Source organism: Methylophilus sp. Q8, from assembly GCF_000800115.1.
Classification (GTDB): Bacteria; Pseudomonadota; Gammaproteobacteria; order Burkholderiales; family Methylophilaceae; genus Methylophilus.
The window spans coordinates 1,960,791-1,984,170 of sequence record NZ_JUHE01000001.1 but is presented as its reverse complement, the minus strand read 5'-3'; the positions used below and the strand labels follow the sequence as shown (position 1 = coordinate 1,984,170).

Below are 23,380 nucleotides of genomic sequence, written 5' to 3'. Positions count from 1 at the left end.
AAACATTAAAGATAAAGATAACCACCAAGTCGCGCACACTTCTTGCTTGGTGCCTAGTGATGAACACAGAAATATCCCCTGCCCAAACCATTACCTTGGCCAAAATCAGACATATCGAGGAGCTGGAGCGACTCGATAGCTGTATCGCATTTGTCGAAAAAATTGGCCAGTTGATCCACCTGATCCAGGCCGAACGTGGTGCTAGCTGCCTCTATATCGCCTCCAATGGGCGACGCTTTGCACCAGAGCGCGCTGACATCATTACGCAAAACCAGGCCATGGAAGCCAGTTTTAGAGAGGCGCTGCAACAGCACTTGCATAGAAACGCGCTGGCAGATGCCAAACAATTGACGCTGACCTCGTGGATCTTGCTAGGCCTGGACCAACTGACTTCTTTGCGGCATCAGATCACTTTGCAAAAGATCAGCTTTGCAGACTGTATCGAATCGTTTAGCCGCCTGATCGGCAGCCTGATTGCACTGATCTTTGAGATCACCGACAGCTCGGTCAATAGCAAGATTTCCACCTGTTTGCTGACGCTTTACAACCTAATCCAGGGCAAGGAATTTGCCGGGCAGGAGCGTGCAGTGGGTGCCTATATGTTTGGTTCAGGCAGCCTGCAACTGCCGCATCAGCAAAAGCTGTTTGAACTCATCGCCCAGCAAGACCGCCATTTTGATTTATTCTGCCAGTTTGGCAGTGAAGAGGTACGCCAGTCATGGCTTGCGCTGCAGGCAACCAGCTGGCACCAGCAACATCAAAAATACCGCACCAAGCTGAGCGCAGCCAAAGACCAGCAGACGCTCAGCCCCAGTAGCGCAGATGTCTGGTTTGAATTGTGCAGCCAGCGTTTAAGCGCCATGTGGCAGATTCAATGTCAGCTCATCCAAACCATGCATGAGTTGTTGGCAGGGCTGGCTAGCAAAGCCAAGAGCGACTTTGAGCAAACCCGGCAATATTTGGATGCCATCCAGGCAACACCAGCCGCTGCGCTCAACAGCACCTTTTTCAACCTGGCGATTCCAGTTGAGAATGCCTTGAATTTTCAGACGCATGATACGTCGCAGGCGTATCCGATGGCCTCCATGATTACGCTGCTGCAACAGCAGTCGCGGCAAATTGCCGAGATGGAAAGTGAGTTGTCTGATACTAAAAAGGCGCTTGCCGAACGCAAGCTGATCGAACGTGCCAAAGGCCTGTTAATGAGCACGCGCGGGCTGAATGAAATGGAAGCGTATAAAACCATGCGCAGCATTGCCATGGAGCAAAACCGCAAGATTATTGATGTCGCTGAAAACATTCTGGCGCATCACGCACAACCGGGCTAAACGCCCGTCAAATTGGTGCATCCGCACACGTATGGTGCGGACAGCACCGCGCTGAAAAGGTTGCATAAAAATGCAACCATCCAAAAAAACCAATATAGAACAATCACTTAAAAATAACGCTTCAGCTGGCACGGCAATTGCTAATTTGGCTTGAGGCTTCAGCTAACGGCGGTTGAAAATCTCGTGTGATACCAGCCTGGGATGTAGCGCGGCTGGGCAGTAAACAAGTCGAATGACTTGTGCAGTAAAAGGACAAAGGCGTCCTGAGTGTAGACAAAAAACAGTCTGCATTCAGGACGCCTTTTTGTTTTTTAACTTTCCCAATTGATTGATGATTAAGGAGCAGCAATGAGCAGTTCTGACAAAAATAATGTGACACCCACTTCAACGGTCACCGAAGTATCCACCACCGAGCAAGTAGACCAGCAGCGCCGTCACTTTTTCATGAATACCCTGGCAGGTGCATTTGGCGCGGCTGCCATGATGAACATGGTGCCCTCTGCAATTCGCAGCCAGGCTTGGGCAGCAGGCTCTGATGCCCCTGAAATCACTGAGGTAAAAGTGGGCTTTATCCCGCTGACGGACTGTGCGCCGATTATTGTCGCCTCACAAATGGGCTTCGATAAAAAATACGGCATCAAAATTGTCCCCTCCAAAGAAGCCTCATGGGCGGGTGTGCGCGACAAAATGGTGAATGGTGAGTTGCATGCAGCGCACGTGTTATACGGTCTAATTTACGGTGTGCAACTAGGCATCGGCGGCCAGCAAAAAGATATGAACATCCTGATGACACTGAACCACAACGGTCAGGGCATCACACTGGCTAACCAGCTGAAAGAAAAAGGCGTGACCAGTGGCGGGACGCTCAAGCGCCTGCTGGATAACGAAAACCGCGACTTTACTTTTGCCCAGACCTTCCCGACCGGCACACACGCCATGTGGTTGTATTACTGGCTGGCCAGTTATGGCATCAATCCGATGCAAGACGTGAAAACCATTGTGGTGCCTCCGCCACAAATGGTCGCCAACATGCGCATCGGCAATATGGACGGCTACTGCGTAGGCGAACCATGGAACGCACGCGCCATCTACGACAAGATTGGTTTTACCGTCGCCACCACCCAGGACATCTGGGCCGATCACCCGGAAAAAGTACTCGGCACCACCGCTGAGTTTGCGGCCAAAAACCCGAATACCGCACTGGCACTGACCAAAGCGATTCTGGAAGCCTGCCGCTATATCGATGCGACTAAAAACCGCCCGGAAGTGGCCAAACTGATTGCAGGCAAAGCCTACGTCAATGCGCCAGAAGAAGTGATTGAAGGCCGCTTCCTCGGCCACTACGACAATGGTATCGGCAAAAAATGGGAAGACCCGAACTACATGAAATTCTTCAATGACGGCAAGGTCAACTTCCCTTACCTGTCTGATGGCATGTGGTTCCTGACACAGCACAAACGCTGGGGCTTGTTGAAGTCTGACCCTGACTACCTGGGCATCGCGAAAAAGGTCAACCGTATCGACATTTATACCGAAGCAGCCAAATCACTGGGCATTGCGGTGCCAGATGCCATGCGTAGCAGCAAGCTGATCGATGGCGTGGTCTGGGATGGTAAGGATCCGAAAGCCTATGCCAGCAGCTTCAAGGTGAAAGCCTAACCTTTAAAGGAGAATCACCATGAATGTCGTCAGCTTGAAGAAAGAAAACATCATGCAAAAAAGCGAGGAAGCTGTCACCACAGCACCTGCGCAACCAGTTGTTGCTGTGGTTACCCCTCTCTCAACCACAGCTGCAAAAGCCACCGCGCCCAAGCGCGGGGCATGGGTGGCAACGGCTAAACGAGGATTTGAATGGCTGTTGCCGCCTGTGATTGGCTTGATGGTATTCGCAGCCATCTGGGCCACGGTAGCCGCACTGACACAAGGCTTGCCAGGCCCGGTCAAAACCTGGCAATCGGCTGTCGAGCTGTTCAGCGACCCGTTTTATATCAACAACCCAAATGACATGGGCATAGGCTGGAACATTCTGAGCTCACTGCAACGTGTGGCGACGGGTTTTGGCCTGGCTGCGATTGTCGGCATCCCGATGGGCTTTGTGATTGGCCGCTATGCCTTTATGTCCAGAATGGCGGCACCGATTATCAGCCTGCTCAAACCGGTGTCACCGCTGGCCTGGCTGCCCATTGGCCTGCTGGTATTCAAGGCGGCCAACCCTGCGGCGATCTGGGTGATCTTCATCACCGCCGTGTGGCCAATGATTATCAACACCGCCGTCGGCGTGAGCAAAGTGCCGCAAGACTATATGAATGTGGCCAAAGTGCTCAACCTGTCCGAATGGAAAGTTGTGACCAAAATTCTGCTGCCTTATGTCATGCCTTACATGATGACCGGTGTCCGCCTGTCGATTGGTGCAGCCTGGCTGGTGATTGTGGCGGCAGAAATGTTGACTGGCGGCATGGGCATCGGCTTCTGGGTGTGGGATGAGTGGAACAACCTCAATGTAGAGCACATCATCATCGCCATTTTTATTGTCGGCATTGTCGGTTTGTTACTCGAACAGTTGCTGGTGCTGGTGGCAAAACGCTACAGCTACGAATAACCCGCAGGAAAAGGATTCTTATTATGACGACCAATGTAATGCAAGACCGTTATGTCCTGATTGAAAACGTCAACATGACGTTTCACACCAAAAAAGGCAGTTTTCAGGCACTGAAAGATATCAACCTGAATATCCGTGAAGGCGAGTTTATTTCCATCATCGGCCACTCTGGCTGTGGCAAGTCTACGGTACTCAACCTGATTGCCGGGTTGCTGCAACCCAGTGAAGGCTACCTGTTTTGTGCCGGCCGTGAAATCTCCAAGCCTGGCCCTGAGCGTGCCGTGGTGTTCCAAAACCACTCTCTGCTGCCATGGCTGACCTGTTTTGAAAATGTTTACCTGGCTGTAGAACGCGTATTTGGCGATAAAGAAGGTCCGACACAACTGGCTGAGCGCACCCGTGCAGCGCTGGAACTGGTGGGTTTAAGCCACGCCATTGAAAAACGCCCAAACGAAATCTCTGGCGGCATGAAGCAACGCGTCGGCATTGCGCGCGCACTGGCCATGGAGCCTAAGGTATTGCTGCTGGACGAGCCATTCGGCGCGCTGGACGCCCTCACCCGTGCCGGTTTGCAAGACGAGCTGATGGACATTATGGCACGTTCAGGTTGCACTGCCGTGATGGTCACGCACGATGTAGACGAAGCCGTGTTGCTGTCAGACCGCATCGTTATGATGACCAACGGCCCGGCAGCGACCATAGGCGAAATCCTGGAAGTCGATTTGCCTCGTCCGCGTAAACGTCTGGAGCTGGTAGAAGACCCGGCGTATACGCATCTGCGCAGCGAAGTATTGAAGTTTTTGTATGAGCGCCACGCTAAAAAGGCGGCATAGATATAAGTAGTGCTGACGGGCGGTCACCCGCCAGCACTGCATACCTCATCGAAGTATGGTTACCCCACATAGAAAAAGGAGCAACACATGAACGCTAACTCACACCCACGCTTACGTCAAGTTTCAGTCGCGCTATTGCTGGCGGCTTTTAGCATGCAGGCGATGGCTGAAGAAGAGATCATCCCTGAATACACTTTTATGGATGCGATTAAAACTGGCAAGAATATGACCAGCTTTAGACTGCGTTATGAATATGTGGACCAGGATGGTTTACAACCAGGCACATATCCTAACAACGCGGCAAACCCCACAGCCAATAAAGAGCTGAAAGCTGCTAATGCGTTAACCCTGCGCAGCCTGATCGGCTGGCAAACTGCGCCCTACCATAACTTTAGCTTTGCTGCCCAGTTGATCAATGTGTCCAAACTGGCTGATAACTTTAACGATAGCACCAACAACACCTTGATTAACAGCGTTTCTAACCAATCAAGCAATATCGAATATGCCAAGGTTGTCGACCCTGACTACACGGGTGTCAACCAATTGTTTGTCGAGTGGACCGGCATTAAAAACACCCGCGTGCGTGCTGGTCGTCAGCAGGTAAACCTCGACAACGTACGTTTTATTGGTGATATCGCTTTCCGCCAGGTGATGCAGGTATTTGATGGCGTATCCATTTTCAACAAAACCATTCCTGACACAGAAATTTTCCTGGCGCACTTTGAGGGTGTAGAACAAATCACCACCAAATACCGCTCTGATGGCGCATTGGATATCGTCAACGCCCGTTACCGCATTTCACCCACTGAATTTTTGGTGGGCTATGCCTACCTGGATGGTTTTCAGGATTTAGGCATGGGGCGTGCCTGGTTTGGTAATGGCACTACGGCTGCGGCCAATGCAGCAGGCAAAGGAGGCGCTGCCAACCAGAATGCAGACCAGGGCAACAAAATTATCGGTGTTCGCCTGGATGGTACACACCCGTTCACCCCGAATTATCGAGCACACTACACCGCAGAATACGCCAAGCAAACAGATTACAGTGGCGGTGACTCACGCATTGATGCCCACTACTACAAACTGGGCGGCGGCTTTGGTATCGATAACTTCAATATGCGCCTTGATCAGGAATTGCTGTCCAGCAATAACGGCAAGTATGCCTTCCAGACCCCGCTGGGTACTAACCACCTCTTTCAGGGCTGGGTAGACAAATTCTTGGCAACGCCGCTTGAAGGCATTAAAGATACCTTTGTTACGGCAACTTACCGCTATGGCGACTTTGTATTTTTTGCTGACTACCACCTGATTGACTCAGACAAGGATTTTTATACTACTGGTGGCGGAAGCAGCCGCAATGGCAGCCGTTATGGTACTGAATGGAACGCGGCCGTGACCTGGAATGTGGACAAAAACTGGATGACCAAACTGGAATACGGCAAGTTTAGTGAGGACGACCACTATGCTTTATTGCCCAACTTGGCCAGCAACAACGCTGCGGCCATCCGTGGCCGTGTCCGCGACACCGAAAAATTATGGCTGACTGCCATGTATACGTTTTAACTCGATAAGGAATTGCCTATGACTTCAGCCGCAAAAGTTTATTTAGTCGGCGCCGGACCCGGCGACCCAGACCTCATTACGCTCAAAGCCGTCAAGGCTTTGCAGCAAGCTGAGGTGGTGCTGGTCGATGACCTGGTCAATCCGGCCCTGCTCGCGCATTGCCCGCAGGCACGCATCGTGCCAGTAGGCAAACGCGGCGGCTGCAAGTCTACTCCGCAGCACTTTATCAACCGCATGCTGGTTGCCCTGGCCGAGCAAGGACAAGTGGTCGTTCGCCTGAAAGGCGGCGACCCGTTTGTGTTTGGGCGTGGCGGCGAAGAAATGCTGGCATTACGCGCAGCGAATATTCCTTACGAAATTATCCCGGGCATGACCAGTGGCCTGGGCGCTTGTGCCAGCATGGAAGTACCGGTGACGCACCGTGGTTTCAACCACGGCGTGACTCTGATCACCGGCCATACCCAGGACGGCGAACCGCTGCCCTGGCAAGCGCTGGTAGAAACCAATACCACACTGGTGATTTATATGGGCATGCAGCACTTGCCTGAAATCACCCGTGGCTTAATCAATGCAGGCATGTCCGCCGACATGCCTTGCATGGTGGTAGAAAACGGCACCCGTCATCACCAACGGGCTGTGACTTCGTCATTACAGGCCATTCCCTACCTGGCCCACACCGAAGGCCTGAAAAGCCCGGCGATTATTGTCGTCGGCGAAGTAGTGAAATTAGCAAGAAACAGCCAGCAAGAACAAGACTGGCAAGAAAACGTGCAAACCTGGCTTAGCGTAGCCAATGCAGCATAACTATAAAAGGAGCGATGTTGATGATAAAACAGAAACTGGTGGTCGTTGGTAACGGCATGGCCGGCATGCGGGCAGTGGAAGAGCTGCTCAAAATTGCGCCAGACATGTATGACATTACGGTGTTTGGCGATGAGCCCTACCCTAACTATAACCGCATCATGCTGTCGCCGGTGCTGGCCAATGAGCAGACCATTGATGACATTATCCTGAATACACGCGAGTGGTATGCGGAAAATGATATTGCTTTGCACACCAGCGCCCGTATCAACAAGATTGACCGTAAAGCGCGTACCGTCACTGCCGACAATGGCACCACGGTGGCCTATGACCGTTTATTGCTGGCGACGGGTTCCAAACCATTCATTTTGCCGATTCCTGGCGCGGATCTCGACGGTGTGCTGGGCTACCGCGATATCAAAGACACCAATGATATGATTGCCGCGGCCAAGACGCACAAGCATGCCGTGGTGATCGGTGGTGGCTTGCTAGGCCTGGAAGCGGCAAACGGCCTGAAAGTACAAGGCATGGACGTCACCGTGGTACATAAAAACGAGTGGTTGCTCGAACGTCAGCTGGACAAAGTTTCCGGCAAGATGCTGCAAAAATCGCTAGAAGCGCGCGGCCTCAACTTTTTACTGCAAAAAAACACTGAGCAACTGATAGGAAAAGATGGCCGCGTCGTTGCAGTGCGCTTTACAGATAGCCAGGAAATCCCGGCTGATTTGGTGGTGATGGCGGTAGGTATCCGCCCCAACTATGCCCTGGCGGAGTCGGCAGGTATCCATTGCAACCGCGGCATTGTCGTCAATGACACCATGCAAACCTATGACCCACGCGTTTATGCCGTGGGTGAATGTGTGAGCCACCGTGGCATTGCCTACGGCCTGGTGGCGCCTTTATTTGAAATGGCCAAAGTGTGCGCCACACATTTGGCCAACTTCGGCATCGGTCTATACAAAGGCTCGGTCACTTCGACAAAACTGAAAGTGACCGGCATTGATTTGTTTTCGGCCGGTGATTTCATGGGCAGTGACGATGCCGAAGAAATTTTGCTGCACGACGCGGTCGGCGGGGTTTACAAAAAACTCGTGATCAAAGATGACACAATCATCGGTGCCGTGCTGTATGGCGATACGACGGATGGGGCCTGGTATTTCCAGCTGCTGCGCGACAGGAAGCCGATACACGAAATTCGTGATCACCTCATGTTCGGGCAGGACAGTCTGGGCAATACCGGCCACCAGGGTCAGGACAAAGTCTCCACCATGACCAACGAAATGGAAGTGTGTGGTTGCAACGGTGTCTGCAAAGGCACCATCGTCAAGGCGATCCAGGAAAAAGGCCTGTTCACCATAGACGACGTGAAGAAACAAACCAAAGCCGGTTCCAGCTGCGGCAGTTGTACCGGTCTGGTCGAACAGATTCTCGCTTCTACGCTGGGCGGTGGTTATGCACCGCCTTCCAGCAGCAAAGCGGTGTGCGGATGTACTGACTTCAACCACGAAGAGGTGCGTGATGAAATCCGCAAACATAAATACCTGAGCATCCCGAGTGCCATGAAAGGCATGGGCTGGAAAACCCCTAACGGTTGTGCGACTTGCCGTCCGGCAATGAATTACTACCTGATTTCCACCTGGCCACATGAAGCCAAGGATGATCCGCAATCACGCTTTATTAACGAGCGCGTACACGCCAATATCCAGAAAGATGGCACTTACTCGGTGATTCCGCGCATGTATGGCGGCGTGACGTCATCAGACCAGTTACGCAAAATTGCTGATGTTGCTGACAAGTACAAGGTGCCGATGGTGAAAGTCACCGGCGGCCAGCGTATTGACTTGCTCGGCGTAAAAAAAGAAGACCTGACCAATATGTGGGCCGATCTGGATATGCCATCCGGTTACGCTTACGGCAAATCTATCCGTACGGTGAAAACCTGTGTCGGCTCCGAGTTCTGCCGGTTTGGCACACAAAACTCCACCCAGCTCGGCATCGATATCGAAAAAGCCTTCGACCATATGTGGGCACCGCACAAGGTGAAATTCGCCGTGTCTGGTTGTCCGCGTAACTGCGCCGAATCAGGCATTAAAGACGTGGGCGTCATTGGCGTCGACTCCGGCTGGGAAATTTATGTCGGCGGTAACGGCGGCATTAAAACCGAAGTGGCGCATTTCTTGTGCAAAGTAAAAACCGCCGAACAGGTCATTGAGTACTCGGGGGCATTTATCCAGATCTACCGCGAAGAAGCGCGTTATCTGGATCGTACCGTGCACTGGATTGAGCGCGTCGGTCTCGATTATGTCAAAAAACGCATCCTGGAAGATGCCGAAGGCCGCACTGCTGCCTACGAGCGCTTGCTGTATGCATTACAAGGGTCCGTCGACCCGTGGGCAGAACGCGTCAACAAGCGTGATGAACACAAAGAATTCGATACGATTACTGTTTAATTAATATGTGGCGTGCGACAATCGTTAACACACGCCCGGGAGATACAATATGCAAAAAAGCTTTTGGGAAGTCGGCCATAAACCGACATTATTTTCAGCCTTCTTTTATTTTGACCTGAGCTTTATGGTGTGGGTCATGCTGGGGCCATTGGCGGTGCAAATTGCTGCTGACCTGCAGTTAAACCCGGCGCAAAAAGGCCTGATGGTGGCGACACCAGTACTCACCGGCGCTATCCTGCGCATCGTCATGGGCGTATTAGTTGATCAGCTCAAGCCGAAAAAAGCCGGCCTGATTGGCCAGGTGATTGTGATCGCGGCCCTGCTCACCGCCTGGTTGCATGGCATTCACACTTATCAGCAAGCCTTGCTGCTAGGCATGTTCCTCGGCTTTGCCGGGGCCGCCTTTGCCGTGGCCTTGCCATTGGCCTCACGCTGGTATCCGCCAGAGCATCAAGGCACGGCTCTGGGCATTGCCGGTGCCGGTAACTCAGGCACGGCCTTGGCCGCCCTGTTTGCACCAGGCCTCGCCGTGGCATTTGGCTGGAGCAATGTATTTGGCCTGGCGCTGATTCCGCTACTGCTCGCGCTGGTCGTGTATTCCGTGTTTGCTAAAGATGCACCAGATGCGCCTGCGGCCAAGTCACTGTCACAATACCTGGCGGTGTTAAAAGACAAAGATGCCTGGTGGTTTATGTTTTTCTACAGCGTGACCTTTGGTGGTTTTGTTGGCATGGCTTCTTCACTCACCATTTACTTCCACGACCAGTATGGCCTGGATCCTGTGCATGCCGGTTACTTTACTGCGGCTTGTGTGTTTGCCGGTTCGCTGGTACGTCCATTCGGCGGTTTGCTGGCTGACCGTATCGGTGGCATCCGTTCCTTGAGCACCATGTATGTGCTGGCTGCCATTTTCCTGTTCATTTTAAGCTTTGGCATGCAAACACAAGCCGCTGGCCTGGCGGTAGTGGTGTTAGCCATGGCATCCCTGGGCATGGGCAACGGCGCCGTGTTCCAGTTGGTGCCACAACGTTTCCGCAAGGAAATCGGCGTAATGACTGGCCTGGTTGGCATGGCTGGCGGGGTGGGTGGTTTTTACCTGGCCTCCAGCCTGGGGTATTCTAAACAGATCACTGGCAGCTACCAGATTGGCCTGACCATTTTTGCAGGCCTGGCGATTGTGGCACTGGTTGGACTCTCTAGCGTGAAAAACCGCTGGCGTACGACCTGGGGTGCCGCCACCGTCACCAGTGCAAAAATTTAAACCTATTTGCGCAACCATCCACGGATACCAAGATGAAATTGAACTTCAGTGTAGGCGAAAGCAGTGTCACCGGGCCCAGACCTCGTAATGAGGACTATATTGGCCTGGTCACCCCTGCCGACGCCCAACTGGGGATCAAGGGCGCCTTGCTGGCCGTGGCGGATGGCATTAGTGGTGGCGCCGGTGGCGCTGAAGCGGCTGAAATGACGGTACGCACACTGTCGGCTGACTACTATGCCACGCCTGACACCTGGACCATACAGCATGCACTGGACAAGGTGATTCAGGCCGCCAATCGCTGGGTGCTGTCACAGGCGCGCAAGCATAGCCAGATGGCAGGCATGGCAACGACCTTATCGTTACTTGTATTGCGCGGGCAACGCTATGTGCTGGCGCATGTCGGTGATACGCGTATCTACCGCTTGCGAGAGCAATCGCTGCAATGCCTGACCACTGATCACGTCTGGGACAGACCAGACATGCGTCACGTGCTCAAGCGTGCAGTAGGGCTGGATGATCAGCTCAGCGTCGATTACGCCGAAGGCTTGCTGCAAACCGGTGATGTCTATGCCATTGTCAGTGATGGCGTGTGGGCCGCCCTCGGCGATGCCGATATACATAAAGTGTTGATGCTGTATCACACACCACAACTGATGGCAGAACACCTGACCAGCCAGGCGCTGGAACAAGGCGGGCAGGACAATGCTTCTGCCGTGGTGGTGCGCATTGACCAGGTCGGCCAGGATCACCTGACCGATATGCTGGCCGATGCCCTGAGCCTGCCCGTGCCGCGCAAGCTGGCGATTGGCGACCAGCTGGATGGCTTTACCATCACGCAAATCATCCATGATTCACGCGTCAGCCTGCTGTACCAGGTCAAAAATGCGGCAGGCCAATTGTTTGTGCTAAAAACACTGCAACCAGCCAGGGCAGACGATAAAACCAGCTGTGAAGCCCTGCTCAACGAAGAATGGCTGGCCAAACGCGTGGTATCGCAATGCGTGCCGCAAATCCTGCCACTGACACGTGAACAGCGCAGCGCGCTGTATTACGTCATGACCTGGCATGAAGGCGCGACGCTGCAGCAACGCCTTGAGGCCGGGCATCATTTCACCATGAATGGCGTTGCCAATATCGGCCAGGATTTATTGCGCGGCCTGAGCATGCTGCACCGTTTGAATATTGTGCACCGCGACATCAAACCAGCCAATATTCATATTGGTAGTGACAAGCGCCTGCGCATCCTCGACCTGGGGGTGGCACTGAGCAGCACATTACCGATGCCCGAGCAAATGGAGAATCCCGGCACACCAAGTTTTATGTCGCCTGAACTGTTTGATGGCAAAGTCGCTGACCGCCAGGCAGATATTTATGCCGCTGGTGTCACGTTGTATCACTTGCTGACCCGCAAATATCCTTATGGCGAGATCGAACCTTTCCAGTCACCACGTTTTGGCGAGCCTATCCGCCCTAGCCGCTACCGCCCGGAGATCCCGGCCTGGCTGGAAAACATTATTCTCAAGGCCATTGCCAGAAAGCCGGCTGACCGTTTTGAGACGGCGGAAGAAATGCTACTGGCGCTGGAACATGGCGAACTGAAACCGATTGTCATCCCGCGCACGCCACTGATCGCCCGTGCACGCCTGGTCAAATGGCAATGGCTGGCCGTGATTTCACTGTGTATTAACCTGTTATTGATTTATTTGTTACTGGTCTCTTAAGCCTTTGCGCTGTGAAAACCAGACTCCAATTGGAAAAGAGGAAATAATGAGTTGGACAAAAATTTGCCCGGTTAACGACATTCCTGCCCTGGGTGCACGCGTTGTGCGCCATGGCGAAGTGGATATTGGTGTGTTCCGCACTGAAGATGACCGTGTGTTTGCACTGAATAACAGCTGCCCGCACAAAGGCGGCCCGTTATCGCAAGGCATCGTCTATGGTGACAAAGTCGCCTGCCCATTACATAGCTGGAAAATCAGCCTGGTCGATGGCAAGGCAGAAGAACCTGATGTCGGCCACACCGCCTGCTATGCAGTGAAAGTAGAAGACGGCGACGTCTATCTGCAATTGAATAAGTAGCTTTAGCAATACAGACAATCTATGACCCAACAGCAACAACTCCAGAACACAAACAGCACGTTGACCGCGGAGCCAGTACAGTTTTATCCGCAACGGCGTGAAACACGCAGCACTTGCTGCTATTGCGGAGTGGGCTGTGGCGTCATTATTACCACGGAAGGAAAACAGATTGTCGACGTCAAAGGCGACCCTGAGCATCCGGCCAACTTTGGCCGCTTGTGTACCAAAGGTTCCACGCTACACCTGACTGCCAAACTGGATGCACGTGCCTTGTATCCGGAAATGCGTTTGTCTCGCGATGTACCCAGGGAAAAAGTAAGCTGGGATAGCGCACTTGATCACGTGGTCGACCGCTTTGCTGACATCATTCAAACCCACGGCCCGGATGCGGTGGCGTTTTATATCTCCGGCCAGTTACTCACCGAAGATTATTATGTGTTCAACAAGCTGGCCAAAGGCCTGATAGGCACTAACAACGTCGATACCAACTCGCGCCTGTGTATGAGTTCAGCCGTCGCCGGTTATAAAGTCACGCTGGGCGCCGATGCGCCTCCGGCCTGTTATGAAGATATCGACCATACACAATGCCTGTTTATCGCCGGGTCCAATACGGCGTTTGCGCACCCGATTGTGTTCCGCCGCATTGAAGATGCCAAGGCGAATAACCCGGACATGAAAATTGTCGTGGTAGACCCGCGCCGCACCGATACCGCACAACTGGCAGACTTGCATCTGGCGATTTTGCCCGGCACCGACGTTGCATTGTTCAACGGCCTGCTGCATGTCATGCTGTGGGAAGGCTTGCTGGATATGCAATATATCCGCGACCATACCGAAGGGTTTGAAGCGCTGAAGGAAACCGTACGCGAATACACGCCAAAAATGGTGGCAGATATTTGCGGCATCAGCGAAAAAGATATTATCCAGGCCGCCAAATGGTTTGGCGCTGGCCCTACCCTGTCCATGTACTGCATGGGGCTCAACCAGTCCATCCACGGTACAGAAAAAAACGCTGCCCTGATTAACCTGCACTTGGCTACTGGCCAGATCGGCAAACCAGGGGCTGGCCCGTTCTCACTTACCGGCCAGCCCAATGCCATGGGTGGCCGCGAAGTGGGCGGCATGGCTAATTTATTGTCTGGTCACCGTGACCTGGGCAATGCCGAACATCGTGCAGAAGTTGCCCGTTTATGGGGCGTGCCTGAGGTGCCAGCGACCCCGGGCAAAACTGCCGTAGAGATGTTCGACGCGGTGAAAAGTGGTGAAATCAAAGCAATCTGGATTGCCTGCACCAACCCAGCGCACTCCATGCCAGACTTGAATAATGTACTGGCCTCGTTGCGCAATGCCGAGCTGATCGTGTTGCAGGATGCATTTAACAACACCGACAGCAACCAGTACGCCGATGTATTTTTACCTGCCACCACCTGGGGCGAAAAAGAAGGCACCGTGACTAACTCCGAGCGCCGCATTACGCGTGTGCGCCCTGCTGCGCCCAAACCGGGCGAAGCGCGCCATGACTGGGAAGCCGTGGTCGACTTTGCCCAGCGACTGGAGCAAAAGCTAGGCAAAACCAAGGCGCTGTTTAACTATCCGGATACTGAAACCATTTTTAACGAACACCGTGAAAGCACACGTGGCCGTGACCTCGACATTACCGGCCTGAGCTACAGCATCCTGGAAACGCAAGGTCCACAACAATGGCCGTTTAAATCTGGCGCCTCCCAGGGCGAAGCGCGTTTATATACGGATGGCGTATTCCAGAAACCTGACGGTAAGGCGCACTTTATGAGTGCCGTCTACAAAGGCACCGCAGACAAGCCGGATGCGCGCCACCCTTTCCATCTGCTGACTGGCCGCCTGCGTGACCAGTGGCATGGCATGAGCCGCACCGGCATCGTGCCGCAACTGTTTAACCATGAAGAGCAGCCTGTGATCTGGATGCATGCAGACGATATGCAGCGCCGCGCATTCAAGCATGGCGATATCGTTAAAGTCAGCAACAAGCGTGGCAGCCTGGTGGTACGTGTGCAGGCGTCTGACGAAGTGCAACCGGCGCAGATTTTTATGCCCATGCACTGGAGCAGCCAGTTTATGCACGGTCTGGGCGTCAATGCGTTGATGCCGCCCGCTGTTGATAAATTTTCCAAGCAGCCAGAGCTCAAGCACACTGCAGTCAAAATTGAGAAGCTGGACCTGCCCTGGCAAATGGTGGTGATGCGCAATTGCGACGATGCGCAGCTCATTAGCAAAGTACGCAAGCTGCTGAAGTCGTTTGACTACGCCAGTTGCGGTCTATATGGCCGCGATGCCGGGATGGTCATGTTGCGCGCCTCACACCATGCAGCGCCAGACGCGGCACTGATTGCCGAACTGGATGCCCTGCTGGATATGGCAGAAGATGCGCCCATGCTGACTTATAACGATGCCAAACGTGGCATTAGCAAGCATATATTGGTGCAGCATAACCAGGTCACTGGCGTGCGACTGATTGGCGAAACACTGGCCGCGGATTGGCTGCGCGAAGTCATGAGCCAGGGCACCCTGACAGACGAACTGCGACGCTGGGCCCTGGCGCCACTCAGTGCACCGCCTGCCGGCCAGCATAGCCGCGGCAAAATCATCTGCAACTGCCTGGATGTATCGGAAAACGAAATCATGGAAACGCTGGAAATGGGTGCAGATCTGCCGACCTTGCAGAATAAACTCAAATGCGGGACCAGTTGTGGTTCATGCGTGCCGGAGCTTAAACGCCTGGTTAAATTGCATGGCAAAGTACACGCCTGATAAGGAAACCATGTCATCGACACAGTCGAAATTGATCTAGATCGCCCCTTAAGATCGATTCTGGTGCAATCCCCCTGATATGCATCATTATCGTGCATCATACTTATTCCACCCCACTGCCTTGATCTCTACTGAATGCATAAAACGCACATCAGGCAAGATATAAACCGCTATATAACAGTCACTTAAAGCATTTCAACCGCTTGCAGTGACACCTCCCTCGCCTCCTGGCATGCCAATTGCTTATTTGGCAATAAATCTCGTTTATTAACGATGAGTATTTGCAATAAGGGCATTTTCGCAGTCAGGAAATCCCTTTATGGACAACGGCGTCCATAGCTTATTTAAATGCTGCCAAAGGTGGTCGCTAGATAAGCTGTGGGCGCCTTTTTTCGTTTTTAAGTTTAGTAAATCGCAACGCATGCCTATGGAAAAACAACTGCCATCGTCATGCTTGCATCTGATGGGGAACACACGATGAATCAACTTACCCGCGTAGTAGTTGTCGGCAACGGCATGGTGGGACATTATTTTATGCAGGAACTGGTGAAACGCCACCCGGATCTGGCAGCCGCCAACCTGCAAGTCACCGTATTAGGCGAAGAACCACGCCCAGCTTATGATCGTGTGCACCTGTCCAGTTTTTTCTCGGGCAGCACCGCTGAAGATTTATCATTAGTCGAACCTGGCTTTTATGACCGCCCAGGCCTGGAACTGCGCCTGAACGCGCGCGTCAGCCATATTGACCGCCACCAGCATACCGTCACACTGACAGATAACACCATCCTCACCTACGACAAGCTAGTCTTGGCGACAGGCTCTTTCCCATTCGTGCCGTCTGTCGCTGGCCGTGATCGCGAAAACTGTTTTGTTTACCGCACCATTGAAGATCTGGAGGCCATGACGGCCGCAGGTAAATCCGCCAAGAGTGGCGTGGTGGTCGGCGGCGGCCTGCTCGGCCTGGAATGCGCCAAAGCCTTGCGCGATATGGGCCTGGACACCCACGTGGTGGAATTCGCGCCGCGCCTGATGGCCGTGCAAGTGGACGAGGCTGGCGGTAAAGTGCTGCGCAGCAAGATTGAAGAACTCGGTGTGCATGTACATACTAGCCGCAATACCACCGCGATCGTGGATGGTGCCACTGCACGCCACCGCATGGTGTTCTTTGATGAAACCTGGCTGGAAACCGACATGATCGTCTTCTCCGCCGGTATCCGTCCGCGCGACGAACTGGCACGCGACTCCGGGCTGGCCATAGGCGCACGTGGCGGTATCGCTATCGACGATTTCTCCCGTTCCAGCGACCACGATATTTACGCGATCGGCGAATGTGCCAGCTGGAACGATGAAATGTATGGCCTGGTGGCACCCGGCTACGATATGGCCCGCACCGCTTGCGCGCATTTGTCAGGTGAAACGACGTCTACCTTCCAGGGCGCGGACATGAGCACCAAACTCAAGCTGATGGGCGTCGATGTGGCCAGCGTCGGTGATGCGCATGGCAAAACGCATGGTTGCCGCAGCTACCAATACACCGATGAAGTGCGCAATATCTACAAAAAAATCGTCGTCAGCGAAGATGGTAAAAAACTGCTGGGCGCGGTGCTGATTGGCAATGCCGATGAATACGGCACGCTGCAACAGATGACGGTCAATGCCATGGCCTTGCCGGAAAACCCGGAGTTCCTGATTTTGCCTGCCAGTGATGGCAAAGAAAAACCTGGCCTGGGCGTAGATGCCCTGCCAGACAGCGCGGTGCTGTGTTCGTGTAATAACGTCAGCAAAGGTGCTATTGGTGAAGCAGTGGCCGCGGGTGCTTGCAGCATAGGCGAAATCAAGTCTTGCACCAAAGCGGGGACTGCCTGTGGTGGTTGCGTGCCTTTGGTGACACAAGTGATGAAAGCGCAGATGGTCAAGCTGGGCATGACTGTCAACAATCACCTGTGCGAACACTTCCCCTACTCACGCCAAGAGTTGTACCACCTGGTACGCGTAGAACAAATCAAGACCTTCGGCGAACTGTTGCACAAGCATGGCAAAGGCATGGGCTGCGATATCTGCAAACCGACCGCGGCCAGCATCCTCGCCTCTTGCTGGAACGATTTTATCCTCAAAAAAGATCTGGCTTCGCTGCAAGACTCGAACGACTACTTCCTGGGCAATATCCAGAAAGACGGCAGCTACTCAGTCGTGCCACGTATGCCAGGCGGTGAAGTCACCCCTGATGGCCTGATCGCTATCGGCCAGATTGCCAAGAAATACAACTTATATACCAAGGTCACCGGTGGTGCCCGTGTCGATATGTTCGGTGCCCGCGTCGAACAATTACCAAATATCTGGGAAGAGTTGATCGCTGCGGGTTTCGAGTCTGGCCATGCCTATGGCAAATCATTGCGTACCGTGAAAAGTTGCGTTGGCTCGACCTGGTGCCGCTATGGCGTGGACGACAGCGTCGGCCTGGCCGTGCAACTGGAAAATCGCTACAAAGGTCTGCGCGCGCCGCACAAAATCAAGTTCGGCGTCTCGGGTTGTACGCGTGAATGCGCCGAAGCCCAAGGCAAAGATGTGGGTTTAATCGCCACCGAAAATGGCTGGAACCTGTATGTATGCGGTAACGGCGGCATGAAACCGCGCCACGCCGAGCTGATCGCCAGCGACCTCAGTAAAGAAGAAGCGATCCGCATGATAGACCGCTTCCTGATGTTCTATATCCGCACTGCTGATCGCCTGCAACGCACCAGCACCTGGCGCGACAACCTGGAAGGTGGCCTGGACTACCTCAGAGACGTGGTGATCAATGATTCCTTGGGCCTGGGCGCCGAGCTGGAAGCGCAGATGCAACACGTGGTGGATAACTACCAGGACGAATGGAAAACCGCCGTCAATGACCCTGAAGTGCGCAAACGCTTCCGCAGTTTTGTGAATAGCGTGGCTGGCGACAACAATATTGTCTTCGTCAAGGAACGCGACCAGATGCGCCCGGCGACGGTAGAAGAAAAACAACAAGCGAAGGTGATTCCTATCCTCGCAACCACAGAGTAATCAACGGAGTACCCCATGAGTCAATTACAACAAGCAGCGTCATTGGATGATGCAATCAATCAAATCCCAGACAATGCAGGCGCGTGGCACCCGGTGTGTGCACTGGAAGACATCTGGCCCAATATGGGCGTATGTGCCTTGGTCGAGGGTCGCCAGATTGCCATTTTCCGCCTGCAGGATGATCTGCTGTACGCCATCGACAATCATGACCCACACAGCGACGCCAACGTGCTGTCACGCGGCATCGTCGGTGACTTAGGCGGCGAACGTGTCGTCGCCTCACCGATCTACAAACATCACTACCAGTTGCGTACCGGGGTCTGCGTTGAAGATGACAGTGTGCGCCTGAACACCTACGCGGTTGAAGTGCGAGATGGCGCAGTCTGGGTGCAGGTCTAGGTTACATCGGGATCAGGCACGATGGTCACGCAGGTAAAATCAGTCTGCCCCTACTGTGGTGTCGGGTGCGGCATTGTCATGGAGGTCGAAGATCAGGGCGTCACAAAGAATCAGCGCGTGATCAAGGTCTATGGTGACAAGCAGCATCCAACCAACTTTGGCCGCCTGTGCACCAAGGGCAATACCTGCATCCAGGCCATAGCTGAATCTGGTCGGCTGGACTATGCCTATGTACGTCCGGCACGCGGGCAAGAGTCTGTGCGTACCGGCATGGACGAAGCCATCAAGGAAACCGCACGCCGCCTGCGTGCTATTCTGGACGAACATGGCCCGGATGCGATTGCCTTGTATGTCTCCGGCCAGATGTCGATTGAGTCCCAATACCTCGCCAACAAACTGGTGAAGGGTTACCTCGGTAGCAACAACATTGAGTCTAACTCACGCCTGTGTATGGCCAGCGCAGGCAGTGGCTATAAATTATCGCTGGGTGCAGATGGCCCGCCAGGTTCCTACCAGGACTTTGACCAAACCGACCTGTTCTTCGTCATTGGCGCCAATATGGCCGATTGCCACCCGATTTTATTCCTGCGCATGATGGATAGAGTCAAAGCCGGTGCCAAATTGATCGTGGTTGATCCACGTCGCAATACCACCGCAGATAAAGCAAGTTTGTTTATGCAGATCAAGCCCGGCACTGATCTCGCTTTACTCAATGGTTTATTGCACTTGCTGGTCAAAAACGGCCATACCGATACCGCGTTTATTGCCGAGTTTACCGAAGGCTGGGAGGTCATGCCGGACTTTCTCGAAGCCTATTCGCCAGAAAAAGTGGCCGAAATCACAGGTATTAATGAACACGCCATCCGCCAGGCGGCTGAGTGGATAGGCAGCAGCAAAAACTGGATCAGTTGCTGGACCATGGGCCTCAACCAAAGCACCCATGGCACCTGGAACACCAATGCCATTTGTAACCTGCACCTGGCGACCGGCGCGATTTGCCGCCCGGGCAGCGGCCCGTTCTCACTGACCGGGCAACCGAATGCTATGGGTGGCCGTGAAATGGGCTATATGGGTCCGGGGCTACCAGGCCAGCGCTCAGTCTTGGTCGAGCAGGATAGACAATTCATCGAACAGCTGTGGAAAGTGCCGGAAGGCACGCTGCATACGCGTCTGGGTGGCGGCACCGTCGCCATGTTTGAGCAAATGATGGCCGGCGACATCAAAGCCTGCTGGGTGATTTGTACCAACCCGGTCGCCAGCATGGCCAACCGCAAAAACGTCATCGCCGGACTGGAAAAGGCCGAGCTGGTGATTGCCCAGGATGCGTTCCTTGATACTGAAACCAATCGCTATGCCGACATTTTGCTGCCGGGTGCCTTGTGGGCCGAAGCAGAAGGCGTGATGATTAACTCAGAACGCAATATGACGCTGATGCAGCATGCGGTGAACCCGCCAGGTGAAGCCATGGCAGACTGGCAAATCATTGCCAAAGTGGCTTGCGAAATGGGCTTTAGTGCCGGCTTCAGCTACCAGTCAGCCGCTGAAGTGTTTGCGGAAATCACCCAGGCCTCTAACCTGAAAACCGGCTATGACATCCGCGGTGTCAGCCATGAAAAATTACGCCAGCAATCCCTGCAATGGCCATGCGCGCCAGACAGCACAGAAGATCGCCATCCGATTCGCTATCTTAATAATGGCATCAGCCAGAAACTGACTATCCGTGAAGATGGTAGCCAGCCGCGTATTGCCTTTGCCACCGCCAGTGGCAAAGGCGTGTTTTTTGCCCGTCCACACATGGATCCGGCAGAGTTGCCCGATCCGGACTATCCATTTGTGCTGAACACCGGTCGCCTGCAGCACCAATGGCACACCATGACCAAAACCGGCAAAATTCCTACCTTAAACAAACTCAACCCGGGCCCGTTTGTAGAACTGCATCCAGAAGATGCAGCCGCGCTGGGTATACAAGATAAAGACGCGGTCGAAATTCGCTCGCGGCGTGGCCGTGCTGTATTACCTGCCGTAGTGACGGATCGCGTGCGTGCTGGCAACTGCTTTGCGCCTTTTCACTGGAATGATGTATTCGGCGACGACCTGACCATTAATGCCGTCACCAGTGATGCGATAGACGCCATCTCACAACAACCCGAATTCAAATTCTGCGCCGTGGCGATGACACGCGTCGCCGCGGCGACGCCGCCTGCGGAAGAAGATGCACTCATCACCATTACCGACGCAGGTGACTCGGTCAAGAATCACAAGGAACTCCCTATGAAAGATATCGATGCTTTAGCCAGGTTGCTGGGGCTTGATAAGCAAGCGGACATTATTCTGGATGCGCACGAACAACTCTACTTGCAAGGCTTTATCACCGGCTTGCGTACCGAAGAGTCGCGCCAGCTGGGTGGCGTGCCCACGCTGCCAGAAGGCGCCCCGCTGGCGCCGGCCAAACATGTGCTGATCAACGGCATCCTGGCTGGGCTGTTTGCACGTAGCTGGCTGCCTGACAACAGCAACCTGCCTACAGGCCTGCCGGATTTTTCGACCACACCAGCCGCCCCACCGGTGATGATTCTGTGGGCCTCACAAACCGGTAATGCTGAAGGCTTTGCCGAAAAATGTGCTGAGCGTATCAACGCCAGCGGGCTACAAGCCACAGTAAAACAACTGGACAGCATAACGGTGGCAGACCTGGCCACGAGCAGCCAGGTGCTCGTGCTCACCAGTACGTTTGGCGATGGTGACCCGCCTGATAACGGCAGCCATTTCTGGAACGCCCTCCAGGCGGATACCGCACCCACGCTGGAAAAAACCCGTTTTTCCGTGCTGGCATTCGGTGACTCCAATTATGACCAGTTCTGTGGCTTTGGCCGCAAGCTTGATGCACGCCTGGAAGCTTTGGGCGCGCAGTGCCTGACGCCACGTGTGGATTGCGAGCCGGACTTTGAGCAAGCTGCCAACGAATGGCTGGGCAAAGTGGTTTCCGCTTTGGCTAATCATGCCGCCAGCGTGACTCAACCCGCCATGGCACTGGCAGGCGATAGCGATGAAGCACTTGCAGAAACGGCGGTGGCAACGCCCTCAGGCTATACGCGCCAGCAGCCACTGCAAGCCCCATTGATCATCAACCAGCGACTGAATGCCGAAGGTGCAGAGAAAGAGATCCGCCAGTTTGGTTTTGACCTCAGCAATAGCGGCTTCAGTTACGAAGCAGGGGATGCCCTCGGCGTCTGGCCGACCAACTGCCCAGAACTGGTGGGCGATATGCTGAGTGCCCTCAAACTGTCACCCTCCACCATGGTGACCGTGAAAGATCACGGCGAAGTGGCGTTGGTAGATGCCCTCTCACACCACTATGAGATTGCCCGCATCACCCCTGACATGCTCAAGTTTGTGCAAGAACGCAGTTACAACAGTGCTGCACTGGCAGCACTAATGGCCGATGACAAAGCACTCAAAGACTGGCTGTGGGGTAAACAGATCATAGACTTGCTGCTGGCGTATCCGATCAAGGTCGAGGCGGGCGAATGGCTCAGCGTCTTAAAACGCCTGCAACCACGCCTTTACTCTATTTCGTCCAGCCCGAAGACCTATCCCAACCAGGTGCACCTGACGGTTTCTACCGTGCGTTACGGTAAAGATAAGGCGCGTGGCGGAGTGTGTTCAACTTTTATGGCCGACCGCGCAGGCGAAATCAGCGTGCCTATTTTTCTGCAACGCTCGACCCACTTCCGCCCGCCAAAAAATCCGGATGCGCCGTTGATTATGGTCGGCCCAGGCACCGGCATTGCACCATTTATCGCTTTTTTACAGGAACGCCAGGCCACAGGCGCGCAAGGTAAAAACTGGCTGTTCTTTGGCGAACAACACGCTGCTACAGACTTTTATTACCACGAAGAGCTGCAAGCCCTGCAACAAGCAGGCGTGTTACACCGACTGGATACGGCCTTCTCCCGCGACCAGTCGGAGAAAATCTACGTGCAACAGCGCATGCTGGAACAAGGCGAAATGTTATGGCAATGGCTGGAGCAAGGGGCTCACTTTTGCGTCTGTGGCGATGCCAGCCGCATGGCAAAAGATGTCGATGCTGCCTTGAAAACGATTATCCAGACGCATGGCAAGATGAGTGCCGAAGCGGCTGCAGACTACGTATCAAAGATGGCACAGGACAAACGCTATGTGCGGGATGTGTATTAAACGCCCCGCTTACAGGACTGCGTCAACGCAGTATTGCCATGTAT

Annotated in this window: 14 protein-coding genes; all 14 read left to right on the top strand. The window is 53.9% G+C overall.

The genetic code is table 11. From position 1 onward, the window contains the following. The first annotated feature begins 59 nt into the window (after positions 1-59). The 14 genes from GQ52_RS09610 (at position 60) to GQ52_RS09545 (ending at position 23,336) form a co-directional block, all read left to right on the top strand. The gene (locus tag GQ52_RS09610) at positions 60-1,328 is read left to right on the top strand and encodes a nitrate regulatory protein (RefSeq protein ID WP_047517162.1); all 1,269 of its coding nucleotides are present in this window, start codon (positions 60-62) and stop codon (positions 1,326-1,328) included. A 348-nt stretch (positions 1,329-1,676) separates the two neighbouring features. Then, positions 1,677-2,987 (top strand): CmpA/NrtA family ABC transporter substrate-binding protein, encoded by a 1,311-nt coding sequence (locus GQ52_RS09605; protein WP_047517159.1) that lies wholly within the window; start codon positions 1,677-1,679, stop codon positions 2,985-2,987. Positions 2,988-3,006: 19 nt separating this feature from the next. Continuing rightward, the gene (gene ntrB, locus GQ52_RS09600) at positions 3,007-3,927 is read left to right on the top strand and encodes a nitrate ABC transporter permease (protein ID WP_019882908.1); all 921 of its coding nucleotides are present in this window, start codon (positions 3,007-3,009) and stop codon (positions 3,925-3,927) included. 23 nt (positions 3,928-3,950) lie between these two features. Further along, positions 3,951-4,760 (top strand): ABC transporter ATP-binding protein, encoded by an 810-nt coding sequence (locus GQ52_RS09595; RefSeq protein WP_047517156.1) that lies wholly within the window; start codon positions 3,951-3,953, stop codon positions 4,758-4,760. Positions 4,761-4,847: 87 nt separating this feature from the next. After that, a complete protein-coding gene (locus GQ52_RS09590) occupies positions 4,848-6,320 on the top strand; it encodes a hypothetical protein (protein ID WP_047517153.1) in 1,473 nt (490 codons plus the stop codon). Between the two features lie 18 nt (positions 6,321-6,338). Beyond that, positions 6,339-7,124 (top strand): uroporphyrinogen-III C-methyltransferase, encoded by a 786-nt coding sequence (cobA, locus tag GQ52_RS09585; RefSeq protein ID WP_019882911.1) that lies wholly within the window; start codon positions 6,339-6,341, stop codon positions 7,122-7,124. Between the two features lie 20 nt (positions 7,125-7,144). Continuing rightward, entirely contained in the window at positions 7,145-9,571 is a 2,427-nt protein-coding gene (nirB, locus tag GQ52_RS09580) for a nitrite reductase large subunit NirB (RefSeq protein ID WP_047518677.1), read from the top strand. Positions 9,572-9,620: 49 nt separating this feature from the next. Beyond that, entirely contained in the window at positions 9,621-10,832 is a 1,212-nt protein-coding gene (locus tag GQ52_RS09575; protein ID WP_019882914.1) for a NarK/NasA family nitrate transporter, read from the top strand. Positions 10,833-10,864: 32 nt separating this feature from the next. After that, on the top strand, positions 10,865-12,553 hold the full coding sequence (locus tag GQ52_RS09570; RefSeq protein ID WP_047517149.1) for a bifunctional protein-serine/threonine kinase/phosphatase: 1,689 nt from the start codon (positions 10,865-10,867) through the stop codon (positions 12,551-12,553). 46 nt (positions 12,554-12,599) lie between these two features. Then, complete coding sequence (nirD, locus tag GQ52_RS09565; RefSeq protein WP_019882916.1) at positions 12,600-12,911, top strand: nitrite reductase small subunit NirD; 312 nt, start codon at positions 12,600-12,602, stop codon at positions 12,909-12,911. Between the two features lie 21 nt (positions 12,912-12,932). Then, a complete protein-coding gene (locus GQ52_RS09560; RefSeq protein WP_047517146.1) occupies positions 12,933-15,698 on the top strand; it encodes a nitrate reductase in 2,766 nt (921 codons plus the stop codon). A gap of 477 nt (positions 15,699-16,175) precedes the next feature. Continuing rightward, complete coding sequence (gene nirB, locus GQ52_RS09555) at positions 16,176-18,740, top strand: nitrite reductase large subunit NirB (protein ID WP_047517143.1); 2,565 nt, start codon at positions 16,176-16,178, stop codon at positions 18,738-18,740. A gap of 15 nt (positions 18,741-18,755) precedes the next feature. Then, entirely contained in the window at positions 18,756-19,139 is a 384-nt protein-coding gene (gene nirD / locus GQ52_RS09550; RefSeq protein ID WP_047517140.1) for a nitrite reductase small subunit NirD, read from the top strand. Positions 19,140-19,160: 21 nt separating this feature from the next. After that, positions 19,161-23,336 (top strand): bifunctional nitrate reductase/sulfite reductase flavoprotein subunit alpha, encoded by a 4,176-nt coding sequence (locus GQ52_RS09545; RefSeq protein WP_047517137.1) that lies wholly within the window; start codon positions 19,161-19,163, stop codon positions 23,334-23,336. Positions 23,337-23,380: the final 44 nt, after the last annotated feature.

Coding starts and splice junctions, on each gene's coding strand:
- GQ52_RS09610 (WP_047517162.1), top strand. CDS start 60: ATGAACACAGAAATATCCCCTGCCCAAACCATTACCTTGGCCAAAATC.
- GQ52_RS09605 (WP_047517159.1), top strand. CDS start 1,677: ATGAGCAGTTCTGACAAAAATAATGTGACACCCACTTCAACGGTCACC.
- nirD (WP_019882916.1), top strand. CDS start 12,600: ATGAGTTGGACAAAAATTTGCCCGGTTAACGACATTCCTGCCCTGGGT.
- GQ52_RS09590 (WP_047517153.1), top strand. CDS start 4,848: ATGAACGCTAACTCACACCCACGCTTACGTCAAGTTTCAGTCGCGCTA.
- nirD (WP_047517140.1), top strand. CDS start 18,756: ATGAGTCAATTACAACAAGCAGCGTCATTGGATGATGCAATCAATCAA.
- GQ52_RS09595 (WP_047517156.1), top strand. CDS start 3,951: ATGACGACCAATGTAATGCAAGACCGTTATGTCCTGATTGAAAACGTC.
- ntrB (WP_019882908.1), top strand. CDS start 3,007: ATGAATGTCGTCAGCTTGAAGAAAGAAAACATCATGCAAAAAAGCGAG.
- GQ52_RS09570 (WP_047517149.1), top strand. CDS start 10,865: ATGAAATTGAACTTCAGTGTAGGCGAAAGCAGTGTCACCGGGCCCAGA.
- nirB (WP_047517143.1), top strand. CDS start 16,176: ATGAATCAACTTACCCGCGTAGTAGTTGTCGGCAACGGCATGGTGGGA.
- GQ52_RS09560 (WP_047517146.1), top strand. CDS start 12,933: ATGACCCAACAGCAACAACTCCAGAACACAAACAGCACGTTGACCGCG.
- cobA (WP_019882911.1), top strand. CDS start 6,339: ATGACTTCAGCCGCAAAAGTTTATTTAGTCGGCGCCGGACCCGGCGAC.
- GQ52_RS09545 (WP_047517137.1), top strand. CDS start 19,161: ATGGTCACGCAGGTAAAATCAGTCTGCCCCTACTGTGGTGTCGGGTGC.
- GQ52_RS09575 (WP_019882914.1), top strand. CDS start 9,621: ATGCAAAAAAGCTTTTGGGAAGTCGGCCATAAACCGACATTATTTTCA.
- nirB (WP_047518677.1), top strand. CDS start 7,145: ATGATAAAACAGAAACTGGTGGTCGTTGGTAACGGCATGGCCGGCATG.